Origin of the sequence: Rhizobacter sp. (genome assembly GCA_019635355.1) — a bacterium.
GTDB lineage: Bacteria > Pseudomonadota > Gammaproteobacteria > Burkholderiales > Burkholderiaceae_C > Rhizobacter.
Window position 1 is genome coordinate 1,418,224 of the sequence record JAHBZQ010000001.1, and the last position, 14,159, is coordinate 1,432,382.

The 14,159-nt window shown below is 69.9% G+C and carries 12 protein-coding genes; 4 read left to right on the forward strand and 8 right to left on the reverse strand.

Annotated elements, in window-relative coordinates; genetic code table 11:
* Positions 1-49: 49 nt before the first annotated feature.
* Positions 50-1,015 (forward strand): inositol monophosphatase, encoded by a 966-nt coding sequence (locus tag KF892_06350; protein ID MBX3624615.1) that lies wholly within the window; start codon positions 50-52, stop codon positions 1,013-1,015.
* Here KF892_06350 and KF892_06355 read toward each other — a convergent pair.
* A complete protein-coding gene (locus KF892_06355; GenBank protein ID MBX3624616.1) occupies positions 1,012-3,678 on the reverse strand; it encodes a transcriptional regulator in 2,667 nt (888 codons plus the stop codon). The genes KF892_06350 and KF892_06355 overlap by 4 nt on opposite strands.
* Here KF892_06355 and KF892_06360 point away from each other — a divergent pair.
* The 3 genes from KF892_06360 to KF892_06370 all read left to right on the forward strand — a co-directional run bounded on the left by KF892_06360 (position 3,677) and on the right by KF892_06370 (position 5,897).
* The gene (locus KF892_06360) at positions 3,677-4,114 is read left to right on the forward strand and encodes a cupin domain-containing protein (protein ID MBX3624617.1); all 438 of its coding nucleotides are present in this window, start codon (positions 3,677-3,679) and stop codon (positions 4,112-4,114) included. The two genes, KF892_06355 and KF892_06360, sit on opposite strands and share 2 nt — an antisense overlap.
* A gap of 142 nt (positions 4,115-4,256) precedes the next feature.
* Positions 4,257-4,970, forward strand: a complete 714-nt coding sequence (locus KF892_06365) for a hypothetical protein (GenBank protein ID MBX3624618.1) — start codon at positions 4,257-4,259, stop codon at positions 4,968-4,970.
* 21 nt (positions 4,971-4,991) lie between these two features.
* On the forward strand, positions 4,992-5,897 hold the full coding sequence (locus tag KF892_06370) for a c-type cytochrome (GenBank protein ID MBX3624619.1): 906 nt from the start codon (positions 4,992-4,994) through the stop codon (positions 5,895-5,897).
* 18 nt (positions 5,898-5,915) lie between these two features.
* On the opposite strand, the gene KF892_06375 is transcribed toward KF892_06370, so the two are convergent.
* The 7 genes from KF892_06375 to KF892_06405 all read right to left on the reverse strand — a co-directional run bounded on the left by KF892_06375 (position 5,916) and on the right by KF892_06405 (position 14,150).
* Positions 5,916-7,772, reverse strand: a complete 1,857-nt coding sequence (locus KF892_06375; GenBank protein ID MBX3624620.1) for an immunoglobulin domain-containing protein — start codon at positions 7,770-7,772, stop codon at positions 5,916-5,918.
* Between the two features lie 68 nt (positions 7,773-7,840).
* Positions 7,841-8,974, reverse strand: coding sequence for an NAD(P)/FAD-dependent oxidoreductase (locus tag KF892_06380; protein MBX3624621.1), 1,134 nt, complete (start codon positions 8,972-8,974; stop codon positions 7,841-7,843).
* Positions 8,975-9,012: 38 nt separating this feature from the next.
* Entirely contained in the window at positions 9,013-9,669 is a 657-nt protein-coding gene (locus KF892_06385; GenBank protein MBX3624622.1) for a 2-dehydro-3-deoxy-6-phosphogalactonate aldolase, read from the reverse strand.
* A gap of 5 nt (positions 9,670-9,674) precedes the next feature.
* The gene (locus tag KF892_06390; GenBank protein ID MBX3624623.1) at positions 9,675-10,556 is read right to left on the reverse strand and encodes a 2-dehydro-3-deoxygalactonokinase; all 882 of its coding nucleotides are present in this window, start codon (positions 10,554-10,556) and stop codon (positions 9,675-9,677) included.
* Positions 10,553-11,575 (reverse strand): sugar ABC transporter permease YjfF, encoded by a 1,023-nt coding sequence (gene yjfF / locus KF892_06395; GenBank protein ID MBX3624624.1) that lies wholly within the window; start codon positions 11,573-11,575, stop codon positions 10,553-10,555. The genes KF892_06390 and yjfF overlap by 4 nt, the downstream gene beginning before the upstream one ends.
* Positions 11,572-12,612: an ABC transporter permease gene (locus tag KF892_06400; GenBank protein MBX3624625.1), complete on the reverse strand. Its 1,041-nt coding sequence runs from the start codon at positions 12,610-12,612 to the stop codon at positions 11,572-11,574. The genes yjfF and KF892_06400 overlap by 4 nt, the downstream gene beginning before the upstream one ends.
* Positions 12,612-14,150: a sugar ABC transporter ATP-binding protein gene (locus KF892_06405; GenBank protein ID MBX3624626.1), complete on the reverse strand. Its 1,539-nt coding sequence runs from the start codon at positions 14,148-14,150 to the stop codon at positions 12,612-12,614. The genes KF892_06400 and KF892_06405 overlap by 1 nt, the downstream gene beginning before the upstream one ends.
* Positions 14,151-14,159 lie beyond the last annotated feature (9 nt).

Sequence of the window (14,159 nt, forward strand, 5' to 3'; positions counted from 1 at the left end):
CTTTCCACACCGCCATCCGCCTCTTTCCTTTTCCTTTGCAGGACGCCCCATGTCGCAAGCGCTTCACCCCATGCTCAACGTCGCCATCAAGGCGGCCCGTACCGCGGGGACCATCATCAACCGCGCTTCGCTCGATCTCGACATCCTGAAGGTGACCACCAAGTCAGCCAACGACTTCGTGACCGAGGTGGACCATCGCTGTGAAGAAGCCATCATCGAGACCCTGCTCGCCGCCTACCCCGGCCACGGCATCCTGGCCGAAGAGTCGGGCCGCACGCATGGCGCGAAGAGCAGCGAATACGTCTGGATCATCGACCCGCTCGACGGCACCACCAACTTCATCCACGGCCTGCCGTTCTATGCGGTCTCGATCGCCCTCGCCTTCCGCGACCAGATCCAGCAGGCCGTGGTCTACGACCCGACGCGCAACGACCTCTTCTATGCCTCGAAGGGCCGCGGCGCCTTCCTGAACGACAAGCGCCTGCGCGTCTCGAAGCGCACGCGCCTGTCCGACTCGCTGGTCGGCACCGGCTTTCCCTTCCGCAAGGGTGACAACTTCCAGCGCTACCTGAAGATGTTTGCCGAGGTGATGACCTCCTGCGCCGGCGTGCGCCGCCCGGGCGCTGCGGCGCTCGACCTCTGCTACGTGGCCGCAGGCCACTACGACGCCTTCTTCGAGACCGGACTCAACCCCTGGGACATCGCCGCCGCCTCGCTCATCATCACCGAGGCCGGTGGCCTGATCGGCAACTTCACCGGCGAGGCCGACTTCATGTATCAGCGCGAGGTGGTGGCCGGCAACCCGAAGATCTATGCGCAGATGGTGAACATCCTCGCGCCCTTCACCCGCGTCATCAAGGATGCACCGGCGGCCGGCGTCGCCCCCGCCGACGCCGCCCCGACGGCAGAAGACGTCTTCATCGCCAGCGCCACGGCTGCACCAGCCGTACCCGCCGAAGCGCCGAAGAAGAAGGTGGCCGTGCGCATCCGCAAGGCCGACCTCGACAAGTCTTAAGCGTCGTTCAACTCGCGCCAGCGCGCCGCCGCCTGGCCGCGCGTGTCGACGCCGAGCTTGCCGAGGATGTTGGCCACGTGCCGCTTCACGGTGTGCGGGCTCAGGTCGAAGGCGCGGGCGATGAGCTTGTTGCTGTCGCCGGCGGCGATGCGCGCGAGCACCTCGGTTTCGCGCTCGCTCAGCCCCGCGGTGCCCGCGGGCCGAGCGCTCGGCATCGCCACCACCGGCGCCTGCAGGCCCAGCACCGACGACAAGTGCGCAAGCAGCGCCTGGTCGGCCGCCGGCAGGCGCGCGCCCCAGGGCGCCGACTGCAGCCGCGCCAGCACCTGCGGGCCGGCGAACAAGGCCCCGCCGATCTCGCGCCGGTCGCGCACCTCGTCGAACCAGTTTTGCAGCGTGATCGCGGCGAGGTCGAGCCGGCCCTGTTGCACGTGCACGTCGGCCAGCAGCAAGCGCGCCTGCGTGGCGGGGTAGAAAAGCGAACGGTTCACGTCATCGGCCAGCGGCTGCAGCAGCACGCGTGCGTCGTCGAGACGGCCATCGGCCAGCGCGACCAGCGCCTGGCCGAAGGCACGGTTGGCCGGCGCGGCGGGCCATTCGTAGGCATTGCCAGCGCGCTGCAGCTCGGCGTCGACACGGCGCAGCGCCTCGTCGTCGCGCAGGATCCAGCAGGCGCGAAGGTGCACGAAGAGCACCTCCGATTCGTGCACCTGCCGGTGGCTCAGCGGGCTGTGCAGGCGCAGGTCGTCGACCATCTCGCGGCCCACCGCGTGGCAGGCCTCGCGCTCGCCGCGCAGCGCGAGCCACAGCGTGCGCGCTAGGCGCAGCTCGGTGGCGAGGATGCGCGGCATGCCGAGCCAGTGGCTGTCTTCCTCGCAACGCTGCAGCCATTGCCCGGCGTCGTCGAGCTGGGCCGCGCCGAGCGCCAGCCAGGCACGGATGTTGGCCACGCCGGCGCGCAGCTGCGTGGGCGCATCGCCGCACACGCGCATCGCGCTGTGGGCAAAGCGATCGAGCAGCGGTTGCATGCCCGGTAGGCCGACGAACACGCAGTGCGCGGGGAACTGCATCCACAGCATCGGCACCGGCACACGCTCCAGCGAGGCCAGCATCTCGGCAAACATGGGCGCGACCCGCTCGGTGCGCGCGGCCACGAATTCGTCCCACGCGCTGCTGTAGTAGACGAAGGCGCGAGCCGCATCGTCGAGCGGCATCGCGCGCAGCGCCGTGAGTTCACGGGTCGACTCGGCCAGGCGGCCGGCGTGCCAGAGCCCCGAGCAGACGTTGGCCCGCGTGAGCACCGCGTCGCGCTGGCGGCCCATGCGGGCAAAGCCCTCGGCGGCCTGCTGCATCGCGACGAGCAGCGTCGACCAGTCGAAATGCGGCCAGGCGGCCAGGCCCTTCACCAGCTGCAGGTCGGGCCGGCGCGCGAGTTCTTCTTCCGGGAAGAGCGTCAGCAGTTGCTCCAGCGTCGCACCGGCGCCAACGCCCAGCTGTTCCTGCGCACGCTTGGCGAGCACGGCTGTCGCTTCATCCCAGGCACCGGCGCGTGCCAGGTAGCCCACCGCCCGCGACAGGTCGGGCTCGTGCTCGGCCGCGCGGCGCAAAAGGCGTGGCAGCTCGTCGGGGAAGTCGCGCTGGAGCCGGTCTTCCAGGAAATCGCGGAAGAGATCGTGCAGGCGCAGCGTGAACTCGTCGGCCTCCATGACGCTCGCGAAGAGGCCGCGGCGCTCGATGTCTTCGAGCAGCCGCGCGGCATGCGGCGTCTCGGCCACATGGCCGCAGCGCGCCACCGTGAGCTCGGGCAGCACCGAGCAACGCAGCAGGAAGTCGCGCAGCTCGGCGGGCAGCTCGTCGAGCACCTCGGTGGCCAGGTAGTCGAAGAGGTGGCGTTGCGTGGGAACGCTCGCCCTCGCCGTGCCCGGCCGAGCCGCCAGGCTGAGGCGAAGGCCTGCGGCCCAGCCGTCGGTGCGCTCCATCAGCTCTCGGGGGCTGGTGCAGGCGCTGCTGCCGGCATTGAGGTCGAGCAAGGCGCTGACCTCGGCTTCGTTGAACCGCAGGTCGAACTGCCGGAACTCGGCCAGCTCACCTTGCGCACGCAGCCGCGCGAGTGAAAGCACCGGCTCCACCCGGCTCGCCACCACCAGGCCCCAGCGCGGCGGCAGCCGCTCGACCAGCGCCTGCAGCAGCTCGAAGATGCGCGGGTCGCTGAGCCGGTGGGCGTCGTCGAGCACGATGAGCCCGCGCCAGACCTCGGTGCCGGCGAGTGCGTTGGCCAGCTCGGTGGCCACGTCGCGCAAGCCGTGTTCGGCCTGCGCCAGGAGGGCCAGCGCTTCGGGTGACACGCGCCACGGCAGGTCATAAGGTTCGAGTGCGGTCGCCAGGCACGCCAGGAAGCGCGGCAGCTGGTCGTCCTCGTCGACCGAGACCCAGGCCAGCGCGAGCCCTTCGGGCCCCTCGGGCAGCAGGCGGATCTGCCGTCCGAGCGCCGAGGTCTTGCCGTAGCCGGCCGGTGCCACCAGCAGGGTGAGCCGCTGCTCCATCAGCGCGCGGCCGAGCGCCTCTTCGAGCTGAGGGCGGGCCACGAGCCCGGCCCGGGGCCGCGGCGGCTGGATCTTGGCAAGGGCGAACGACGGCGCCAGAACGGCGGCGGAGGCAGGCATGCGCGCAATTCTGCCCAAAGCATCGGCCGCGGCGAGTGACCAATGGCTCTTCTGGGCGATGCCGCCGCCCACCCGGCTGCGCAGACTGCCCGGCATGCACGTCTTCCACCACCAACACCTGCAGCGCCTCGCCCAAGACCGCGAGGGCGAGCAGCACTTCTGCGCCATCGGCCCGCCTTGCGGCGTGCACGACTTCCAGGTCTGGGTGCACACCCTGCCGCCCGGCGCCCACACGCCGCTGCAGCGCCACGGCGGCAGCTTCGCCTGCCTCGCGTTCTCGGGCTCGGGCAAGTTGCTGCTCGACGGCGGCCCGGTGCGCTTCCAGGCGCCGTGCACGCTGGTGGTGCCGCCCGGCTGCGACTTCCAGATCGCCAACAACAGTGCGCTGCCGCTGCGGGTGCTGAGCGTCTTCACGGCCGAGCCCGTGGCCCGCTGAGCCCCTCACCCCCTCATCCGGGGTGGCCCGCCGCGGGCCATGCGATGGCTCCTTCAGGCGATGCCTGGCCCGCCCCGCCCCGGAACACTGACAACCATGCCGCGAACCCTGCGGCACCCCTTCAACCCATCAGGAGAGACCCATGACGACCGCCATCCACGCCGACGCCGCCACGCAAGACACCACCCCCGCCACCGCGCAGCGATTCGACATCTACCAGCCCATCCACAAGGCGCTGCGCAACTTCATGGGCGACACCCTCTCCCGCCTCGGCCGCGTCGACGTGACCGATGCCGAAGACCTCGCCGGCGCACTGAGCCAGGTCGAGTCGCTGCTCGACTTCTGCGCCAAGCACGTGCGCCACGAGAACGACTTCATCCACACCGCCATCCGGGCCCGCCAGCCGGCCGGGGCGAGCCGCACCAGCGAAGACCACGTGGAGCATCTGCAAAGCATCGACGCGCTGCACAAGGAGACTCGCGCCGTCTACGACGCCAGCGACGCCCAGCGCCACGTGCTTGCGCTGCGCCTGTACCGCCACCTCGCGCTTTTCATCGCCGAGAACCTGCAGCACATGCACATCGAGGAGACGGCCAACACCGCCGCGCTGTGGGAGCACTACACCGACGAGGAACTGATGGACCTGGAGGCCCGCCTGGTCGCCACCATCAGCCCCGCCGACACCATGCTCACGATGCGCTGGATGGTGCCAGGCATCACCCCGCAGCAGCGCGCCGCCCTGCTCGGCGGCATGAAGGCCGGTGCGCCGGCCGAGGTGTTCGAAGCGGTGCTGAACGTGGTGCGCCCGCACCTGTCTGCACACGACTGGTCGAAGCTCACGCGCGACCTCGGCTGAGCCGCCCTCCAGGAGAAGAACATGAACAAATGGGTGAAACGCGGCGGCCTCGCCGTGCTGGGCCTCATCGCGCTCGGCGCCTCGACGCTCGTCGTGGGCACGCAGCTTGGCCAGCGCAAGATGAACCGCATCGTGTCGGTCAACGTCGCCGCCCTCACGCTGCCCACCGACGCCGCCAGCATCGAACGTGGCCGCTACCTCTACATGTCGCGCGGCTGCACCGAATGCCACGGCGTCGACGGCGCCGGCAAAGACGTGGTCAACGACGGCAAGGGCATGCACGTGCGTGCCCCCAACATCACGCCCGGCCCCGGCAACGTGGTGGCGAAGTACGACGTGACCGACTGGGTGCGCACGCTGCGCCACGGCGTGAAGCCCGATGGCCGCCCGGCCATCGTGATGCCCAGCGAAGACTACGCACGCCTCACCGACGCCGACCTCGGCGCGATGGTGGCCTACCTGCGGCAGATGCCGCCCGCCTCGGGCACGGCCGCGGTGCTGGAACTGCCGCCGCTCGTGAAGACGCTGTACGCGGCTGGCGTGGTGCACGACGCGGCCGAGGTCATCGACCACACGCTGCCGCCTTCGGCCCCGGTGCCCGTGGCGGCCAGCGCCGAGCACGGTGCCTACGTCATCAACTCGTGCATCGGCTGCCACGGCGCCAAGCTCTCGGGCGGCAAGATCCCAGGCGCCCCGCCCGAGTGGCCGGCGGCCGCAAACCTCACGCCCGGGGAAGGCAGTGCGATGAAGCACTACCCGAGCGCCGAGGCCTTCGCCGCGATGCTCAAGACCGGCAAGCGGCCCGACGGCAGCGAGGTCAGCAAGGTGATGCCCTTCATCGCGCTGAAGGAGATGAACGACACCGACGTGCGGGCCATGTACGCGCACCTCAAGACGCTGCCGCCGTTGCCGGCGGGCAATCGCTGAGCGAGCCTGGCCTTTCGCTCAGTCGAGGTACTGCCCCGCAGCCTGTATGAGCGGGCGCCACTTGCCCGCTTCCGCCTGGATGAAGGCACGGTGGCCGGCGGGGGTTAGCGACGGCCCCATCGCCGCACGCGCCCCCGCATTCGCACGCCGGGACAAGTATCCGGGGTTGACCATCGCCGTTCGAAGCGCGGCATTCAGCCTCGCGATGACCGCAGCCGGTGTGCCGCGTGGCGCATGCAAGCCGTGCCAGTCGGTCGCGTCGAAGCCCGTCAATCCGCTTTCGTCCAGCGTCGGGATGCCGGCGAGCGCCGGCAACGCGCTGCGCTCAAGTGCCGAGACTCCGTAAGGACGCACACGCCCCGCTTCGATATGCGCCTGCATCGCGTCATCGCAATACAGATCGATCTGGCCATTGAACAGGTCACTCAAGGCCAGGGACGGGCCGGCGTAGGCGGCCTGGGTGAGCACCGTCCCGTCGAGATGCGCGAACAGTAACGCGCACAGGTGAGACCGCGAGCCGAGGCCGGCATGGCCGATGCGCACGCTGCCCGCGGGTCGCGAGTCGATCCACGAAGCCAACGCTGGGTAGGTGCCGGAAGGCAATGCCAGCGCCCCCGTCATGACCATCGGGACATGGCCGGCACCACCCAGGTGCTCGAAGTCGCCAATCGGGTCGTAGGCCAGCCGGCGATAGAAGGTCGAGGCGGTCGCCATCCAGTTGTTGCCGAACAGGAGGGTATGGCCGTCGGCGGCGGCACCGAGCACCAGCGCCATGCCGGTCGTCCCGTTGCCACCCGGTCGGTTGTCGACGATCACGGTCCAGCCCTGATCTTCCGACAGAGCCAGCGCGAGATCACGTGCCGCGAGATCGAATGAGTTCCCAGGCGCAGTTGGCACCACGATCGTGATGCGGGTCGACGGAAACGCCACCGCGCCGATGACCGTCAGGGCCGCAGGTGCACTCGTCGTGCTGATGGCGCCATTGCGCACAGACACCGTGAACTCGGCCCCGTTGTCGCCCGGCGTCGCCGCAGCCGTGGTGTGGCTGCTGCCGGTGGCGCCGGGAATGTCGACGCCATTGCGCCGCCACTGGTAGGTGAACGGGCCGCCCCGGGCGGCGACGCTGAAGCTGGCCACAGCCCCGGCCGGCAGCGTGAGGGGCTGAGGCTGCGCCACGATCGTGGGCGCCGCCCCACTGCTGGAGACGGCAAGCGTGGCGGTGCCGCTCGTGTCGGTGCCGGCCACGTTGGTCACGCGCACGCTGAAGGCGGCGCCGTCATCGGCCAGCGTGGTGGCTCCCAGGATGTAGGTGGAGGCCTGGGCGCCGGGGATGTCGACACCGTTTCGCAGCCACTGGTATTGCAGCGGCCCGCTCCCGGTTGCGGTGACGCTGAACGAGGCGCTCCCACCTTCCACCACCGACACGTTGGCTGGCGACGCCGTGATGGCGGGAGCCACGGGCGCTGCGATGACGCTCAGCTGCACCGGGGCACTGTTGGCGCTCCCAGCGACGTTGCTCACCGTCACGGAATAGGCCGTGCCGTCGTCCTGCGCTGCGGCCGGTGGCGTCGTGTAGCTGGCGCTGGTGGCGCCCGAGATGGCGGCGCCGTTGCGTTGCCACTGGAAGGCCAGCGGGGCCGTGCCGGAGGCCTGTACCGAAAACGTGGCCGTCTGGCCCAATGCGACCGACACACTGGCCGGCGGCAAGGTGATGGTTGGCGCCACCGCAGGGGCGGGTGGGCTGCCCGAGCCGCCACCGCCACCCCCGCAGGCAGAAAGCAGGCCGAGCACCCCGGCGAGCGCAACCTTCTTCAGGCGGGCCGACCACCTGGCCTCGCGACTTTTCAGGCGCGTGTTCTCACAAGCTTCAACCATTTCGCTTCCCCTCCCCGTCCGCCGATGTTGATTGCTCGGGGAATGTTGAAGGCTGAGGGGTGTGCGCGCTACCCCGCGAACCCGGCGTCGAGCATGGCCACCACCTCACCGGCAATCGCAAGACACGAGGTGAGCCCGGGCGATTCCACACCAAAGAGGTTCACGAGACCCGGCACACCGTGGTGCGACGGACCCTCGATGCACCAGTCGGGCGCGGGCTGGTCAGGTGTGTGGATCTTGGGGCGGATGCCGGCGTAGGCCGGCTGCAGCGCGCCGTCGGGCAGGCCCGGCCAGTAGCGGCGCACGTCGGCGTAGAAGCCTGAAGCGCGGGCCGGGTTCACGGTGTAGTCGAGCCCTTGTTCGGCCACTGAATCGGGCAGCCACTCCACGTCGGGGCCGAAGCGGGCTTGGCCGCCGAGGTCGAGCGTGAGGTGCACGCCGAGCCAGGCGTCCTGCGGCAGCGGGTAGACGAGGCGGGAAAACGGCGCACGGCCGGCAAGCGAGAAATAACAGCCTCGGCTGAAGTGGGCGGACGGCACATGCGCCCTGTCGAGACCTTCGGTCGCGGCCGCCAGCTTGGGCGCCCAGAGGCCGGCCGCGTTGACCACGTAGCGGGCGGCCAGCTCCATCGGCTCGTCGCCGCCCACGTGCAGCACGTGGTGGCCTTCGAGGCACCGGACGCGCTCGACCGGCGACGACAACGCCACGTCACCCCCTGCCGATTGCAGGTCGCCCTGCAGCGCGAGCATCAGGCCGTGGCTGTCGACGATGCCGGTCGACGGCGAGAGGATGGCGCCTTCGCACTGAAGCTGCGGCTCCATCGCCAAGGCCTCGGCGCGCGTGAGGCGCTTCAGGTCGTGCACGCCGTTGGCAGCCGCCTTCTTCATCAATCCGTCGAGCCCGGCGACCTGGCTGTCGTCGGTCGCCACCACCAGCTTGCCGCAGCGCTGGTGCGCCACACCATGCGACTCGCAATACGCATAGAGCATCTGCCGGCCCTGCACGCACAGCCGCGCCTTCAGCGAGCCGGCGGGGTAGTAGAGCCCGGCGTGGATGACCTCGCTGTTGCGCGAGCTGACGCCGGTGCCGATGGCGGTTTCGGCTTCCAGCACGATGGTGTCGAGGCCGCGTTGCGCGAGTGCCCGCCCGACGGCCAGGCCGATCACGCCTGCACCCACCACCACCGCATCGACCTGTTCCATTCACCCGGCCCATGTTGACCGGGCCATTCCCGGCCGGCCTATTCTGCGTGAGCGGTCGACGGCACCGGTGTCGCCGTGGGGATAGCGGTGGCCGCATGCCAAGCGGCGATGAACTCACGCGCGCGGCGCCCCAACTCGTGGAGCGCCATGCCCGGCTGGAACAGCTGGCCGCCGATGCCGAAGCCGGTGGCGCCGGCCTTGACCCAGCCGGCGAGGCTCTCGGGCGTCACACCGCCCACGGGCAACAGCGGCGTGCCCTCCGGCAGCACCGACTTGAAGGCCTTGAGCCCGGCCTGCCCCACCATCTCGGCCGGGAAGATCTTGAGCGCATGGGCACGCCAGCGCAGCGCGTTGAAGGCCTCGGTCGGCGTGGCCACGCCCGGCACCACCGCCATGCCGCGCTCGGCGGCGCGGCGCATCACGTCGGCATCGCAGTTGGGCGCGACCATCAGCCGGCCCCCGGCCGCGTGCACCTCGTCGACCTCGCGTGTCGACAGGACCGTGCCGCCGCCCACCAGCGCGTCGGCCGGTGCCGCGGCCGCGATGGCCTCGATGCAATACAGGGCGCCACGGCGGTTGAGCGGCACCTCGACGATGCGAAAGCCCGCCTCGAAGAGCACCAGCGCCGCGGCGCGCGCGTGCTCGGGCGCGAGCCCGCGCAGGATGGCCACCAGCGGCGGCCGGAAGGTTTGCAGCTCCGTCACTTGTCCATGCCCTCCTGCAGAGTCGCCAAGGCGGCGAGGTAGACCGCCCGCGGTTCGAGCACCACGGGCGTGCTGCCGTGGTGGCGCGCGGCTTCTCCGTAAGCCGACGCCAGTGCCCCGGCCGCCACCACGGTCACCGTGCGCGGGGACGGTCGGGTGTCGCCCCACTCGGCCCCGATCAAGAGGCCAGAGAGGTAGGAACGCGCATGCGCGGCCGGCATGCGGCCCGTCACCACCTTGGCGCGGCAGCCGAAGATCGCGTGCGACAGCGCACCGCGCCCGGCAGCGAGCAAGCCGGCCTCGAACGCCGCCGGCACATCGTCGGGGCCGATGAGGCCGGCCAGCGTGCCGTGCTGGCCCAGCAGCGCGAAGAGTTCACCCGTCATGTAGGTGCGCCAGCCCTGCATCGCGCCCTGCTCGAGACGGACCCACTTGCTGTGCGTGCCCGGGAGCACCACCCAGCCATCCGACTGGCCGAGCACCAGCGCGCCGAGCAGTTGGGTCTCCTCGCCGCGCATCACGTCGACCTCGCCGTTCGAGCTGATCCAGCGGTAGCCGGGCACGAGGGCGATGCGCCGGCCCTGCGGCGCGTCCTTCAGCGGCACGAGGTGGCGTGAGAGCGTGGTGAGCGGTGTCGAGGCTTCGAGGTACGGCGCCTCCTGCCAGCCCGAGGCCGCACCCACCATGCCCGACATCACCACCGGCAGCTCGCGCGGCCAGCCTTGCACGATCGCGTCGAACGCGTCGGCGAAACGTCCGCGCGCGGCGAGCAGGCCCTGGTCATCGCTGCGCTCATCGAGCAGCGCGCCACCCTCGCCCAGCAGATACGCCCTGCGGTGGGTGGTGCCCCAGTCGATGCCGATCACGCCGTGCTTCATCGCTGTCGCTTCGATTCGAAGACCCGCTGCAGCAGGCAGAAGACGAAGAGCAGCGCGCCGATCACGATGCGCGTCCACCACGAGCTGAGCGTGCCATCGAACATGATCAGCGTCTGGATGATGCCGAGGATCAGCACGCCGAAGAGCGTGCCCGCGACATAGCCCACACCGCCCGTGAGCAGCGTGCCGCCGATCACCACCGCGGCGATGGCATCGAGCTCCAGCCCCACCGCGTGCAGGCCGTAGCCCGAGAGCATGTAGAAGGTGAACACCACGCCGGCCAGTGCCGAGCAGAAGCCGCTGAGGGTGTAGACGCCCACGATGGTGGAACGCACCGGCAGGCCCATCAGCGTGGCCGAATACTCGCTGCCGCCGACGGCATACACCGTGCGGCCGAACTGCGTGTAGTGCGCGATGAAGATCGCCGCCAGCACCACCACGATGGCGATCAGCGCGCTCACGGTGATCGAGGCGTCGCCCCACACCGGCAGGCGCCACTGCGATAGCGCGGTGTAGGTGGTGTTGGTGATGCTGATGGAGTCGATGCTGATGAGGTAGCACAGACCTCGCGCGAGGAACATGCCGGCGAGCGTCACGATGAAGGGCTGCAGGCGGAAGCGCTCGATCAGGAAGCCCTGCAAGGCGCCGAAGGCCGTGCCCATCAGCAGCACCAGCGGCAGCACCACCGCGGGGCTCCACTGGTGCTTCTCGACCAGCGAGGCCGACACCATCGTCGTCAGCGCGATCACCGAGCCCACCGAGAGGTCGATGCCGCCCGAGAGGATCACGAAGGTCATGCCCACCGCCACGATGCAGAGGAAGGCGTTGTCGATCAGCAGGTTCAGGAACACCTGCGGCGAGAAGAAGCCGGTGTAGGTGACCGAACCCGCGGTCGCCATCGCGAAGAAGAGTGCGATGGTGACGGTGAGAGGCAGGTACTTCGGGTCGAATTTCGGGCGGCGCAGCATGGCGCCCTGCCCTGTCGCGCCCAGGCCCGCGGCCATCGGTGACGCGCTCATGAGCGGGCTCCCACCGGCGCGCGGAAGACGAGCCCGCGCACGGTCTGCCGGAACTCGGGCGACTGCAGCAGCATCACGATGAACACCACCACCGCCTTGACGACGAGATTGACTTCGGGCGGCACGCCCATCGAGTAGATCGCATAGGTGAGCGTCTGGATGATGAGCGCGCCCAGCACGCTGCCGGCTAGGCTGAAGCGCCCGCCGTTGAGGGAGGTGCCGCCGAGCGTGACTGCGAGGATGGCGTCGAGCTCCATCAGCTGGCCGGCGTTGTTGCCATCGGCGCTCTTGACGTTCGAGCTGATGAGCAGCCCCGCCACCCCGGCGCAGAGGCCGCAGAAGCCATACGTCGAGAGCGTGATGAGCCGCGAGCGCACGCCTGCCACACGGGCCGCCGCGGGGTTGATGCCCACCGCCTGGATGAAGAGGCCGAGCGCCGTGCGCGTGACCACCCACCACAGAAGGGCAAACACCGCCGCCACGATGAAGAGCGAGAACGGGATGCCCAGCAAGTAGCCGCTGCCGATGAAGAAATACGGCGCGTAGTAGATCGTGATGATCTGGCCGTCGGTGATGAGCTGCGCAATGCCGCGCCCCGCCACCATCAGGATCAGCGTGGCGACGATGGGCTGCATGCCCACGCGCGCCACCAGCACGCCGTTCCACAGGCCACAGACGAGCGCCACGCCGAGCGCCGCGGCAATCGCCACCGGCATCGGGAAGCGGCTCACGTGCGTGGCCACGCCGTTCTGCACGACGAGCGCACCGCCGATCATCCAGGCGGCGATGGCCGCGGTGATGGCGACGGTCGCACCCACCGAGATGTCGATGCCCCGCGTGGCGATCACGAGCGTCATGCCGAGCGCCACCAGCATCAGCGGCGCCGCGCGGTTGAGGATGTCGATCAGGCTGCCGTAGAGGTGGCCATCACGCCACTCCAGGTGCAGGAAGCTCGGGTTGAAGGCTGCGTTGAGGATCAGCAGCAGGACGAGCGTGACGATCGGCCACGCGAGGCGATGTTGAAAGAGTCGGCTCATCATGATTCGGCCGCGATCAGGTGGTAGACGGCTTGCTCGCTGCTGCCGGCTGGCAGCTCGCCGACCTTGCGGCGGTCGCGCAGCACCGCGATGCGGTTCGAGACACGCACCACCTCGCTCATCTCCGACGAGATGAAGACGATGGCCATGCCGTCGTCGGCCAACGCGAGGATCTTGTCCATGATCTCCTGCTTGGCCGCAACGTCGATGCCGCGCGTGGGCTCGTCGAGGATCAGGAGGCGCGGCTCGGTGGCCAGCCAGCGCGCGAGCATGGCCTTCTGCTGGTTGCCACCGGAGAGCAGGCCGATGGGGGTGTCGATGCTGGCCGTCTTGATGCCCAGGGCCTTGACGTAGCGCTCGGCCAGCTCGGCCTGCTGCTCGCGCGAGAGGAACTTGCCCATGCCATGCCGCGCCTGCAGCGCAAGCGCGATGTTCTCCCGCACCGACAGATCGGCCACGATGCCATCGGCCTTGCGCTCTTCGGGGCACAGGCCGATGCCGTGGCGCACGGCATCGGCCGGGGTCTTGAACGTCACCGCCTGGCCGTCCACGCGCAGCTCGCCGCTGTCGGCCGACGACAAGCCGAAGAGCAGGCGCGCGAGCTCGGTGCGGCCGGATCCCAGCAGGCCGCCGAGGCCCACGACCTCGCCGGCATGCACGTGCAGGTCCACCGGCTGCAGCTGACCGCGCTCGCCCAGGCCTTTCAACTCGAGCAGCGGGGTCGCATCGGCCGCCACGGTGCGCGCCTGCGCCTGGCCTTGGCTCGCCGCGAGCTCACGCCCCACCATCGCGGTGATCAGCGCCGTCGGCCCGAGCATCGCGGCCTGGTACTCGCCGACGAGTTCTCCATTGCGCAGCACGGTGATGCGGTCGGAGATGGCGTAGACCTGCTCCAGGAAATGCGTGACGAAGAGGATGGCCATGCCCTCGCCGCGCAGGCGGCGCAGCACGTCGAAGAGGCGCGCCACCTCGTCTTCGTCGAGGCTGGAGGTGGGCTCGTCGAGGATCAGCACCTTGGCCGACACGCTCAAGGCCCGCGCGATGGCGACCATCTGCTGCACGGCCACCGCATAGCTGTCGAGCCGGCGCGTCACGTCGATGCGGATGTTGAGCTTGGCGAGCCACTCCTCGGCCTCGCGGTTCATGCCCGCCCAGTCGATGCGCCAGGCGCCGAGCGCGCCACGGCGCGGGTAGCGGCCGGCGAAGATGTTTTCGGCCACCGAGAGGTTCGGGCAGAGGTTCACCTCCTGGTAGACCGTGCTGATGCCCAGGGCTTGCGCATCTTGCGGCGACGCAGGGGCGATGGCCTGTCCACCGAGCAGCATCTCGCCGCCATCGGCCGGGAACACGCCCGTCAGCACCTTGATGAGGGTGGACTTGCCGGCGCCGTTCTGCCCCATCAGCGCATGCACTTCGCCGGGGAAGAGGCGCAGGCCGACGTCGTGCAACGCCCGCACGCCGGAGAACTGCTTGGAAACGCCGCTCAAGCGCAGCAGCGGCTGCGGGCAATCGTCGTGGGGGTGCTCTCGGTAGACCATGTGACAGGC

Bases quoted from the DNA above. Each gene is read 5' to 3' on its own strand.
- KF892_06370 (MBX3624619.1), top strand. From the start codon at position 4,992: ATGAACAAATGGGTGAAACGCGGCGGCCTCGCCGTGCTGGGCCTCATC.
- KF892_06360 (MBX3624617.1), top strand. From the start codon at position 3,677: ATGCGCGCAATTCTGCCCAAAGCATCGGCCGCGGCGAGTGACCAATGG.
- KF892_06365 (MBX3624618.1), top strand. From the start codon at position 4,257: ATGACGACCGCCATCCACGCCGACGCCGCCACGCAAGACACCACCCCC.
- yjfF (MBX3624624.1), bottom strand. From the start codon at position 11,575: ATGAGCGCGTCACCGATGGCCGCGGGCCTGGGCGCGACAGGGCAGGGC.
- KF892_06350 (MBX3624615.1), top strand. From the start codon at position 50: ATGTCGCAAGCGCTTCACCCCATGCTCAACGTCGCCATCAAGGCGGCC.
- KF892_06355 (MBX3624616.1), bottom strand. From the start codon at position 3,678: ATGCCTGCCTCCGCCGCCGTTCTGGCGCCGTCGTTCGCCCTTGCCAAG.
- KF892_06390 (MBX3624623.1), bottom strand. From the start codon at position 10,556: ATGAAGCACGGCGTGATCGGCATCGACTGGGGCACCACCCACCGCAGG.
- KF892_06380 (MBX3624621.1), bottom strand. From the start codon at position 8,974: ATGGAACAGGTCGATGCGGTGGTGGTGGGTGCAGGCGTGATCGGCCTG.
- KF892_06400 (MBX3624625.1), bottom strand. From the start codon at position 12,612: ATGAGCCGACTCTTTCAACATCGCCTCGCGTGGCCGATCGTCACGCTC.
- KF892_06375 (MBX3624620.1), bottom strand. From the start codon at position 7,772: ATGGTTGAAGCTTGTGAGAACACGCGCCTGAAAAGTCGCGAGGCCAGG.
- KF892_06405 (MBX3624626.1), bottom strand. From the start codon at position 14,150: ATGGTCTACCGAGAGCACCCCCACGACGATTGCCCGCAGCCGCTGCTG.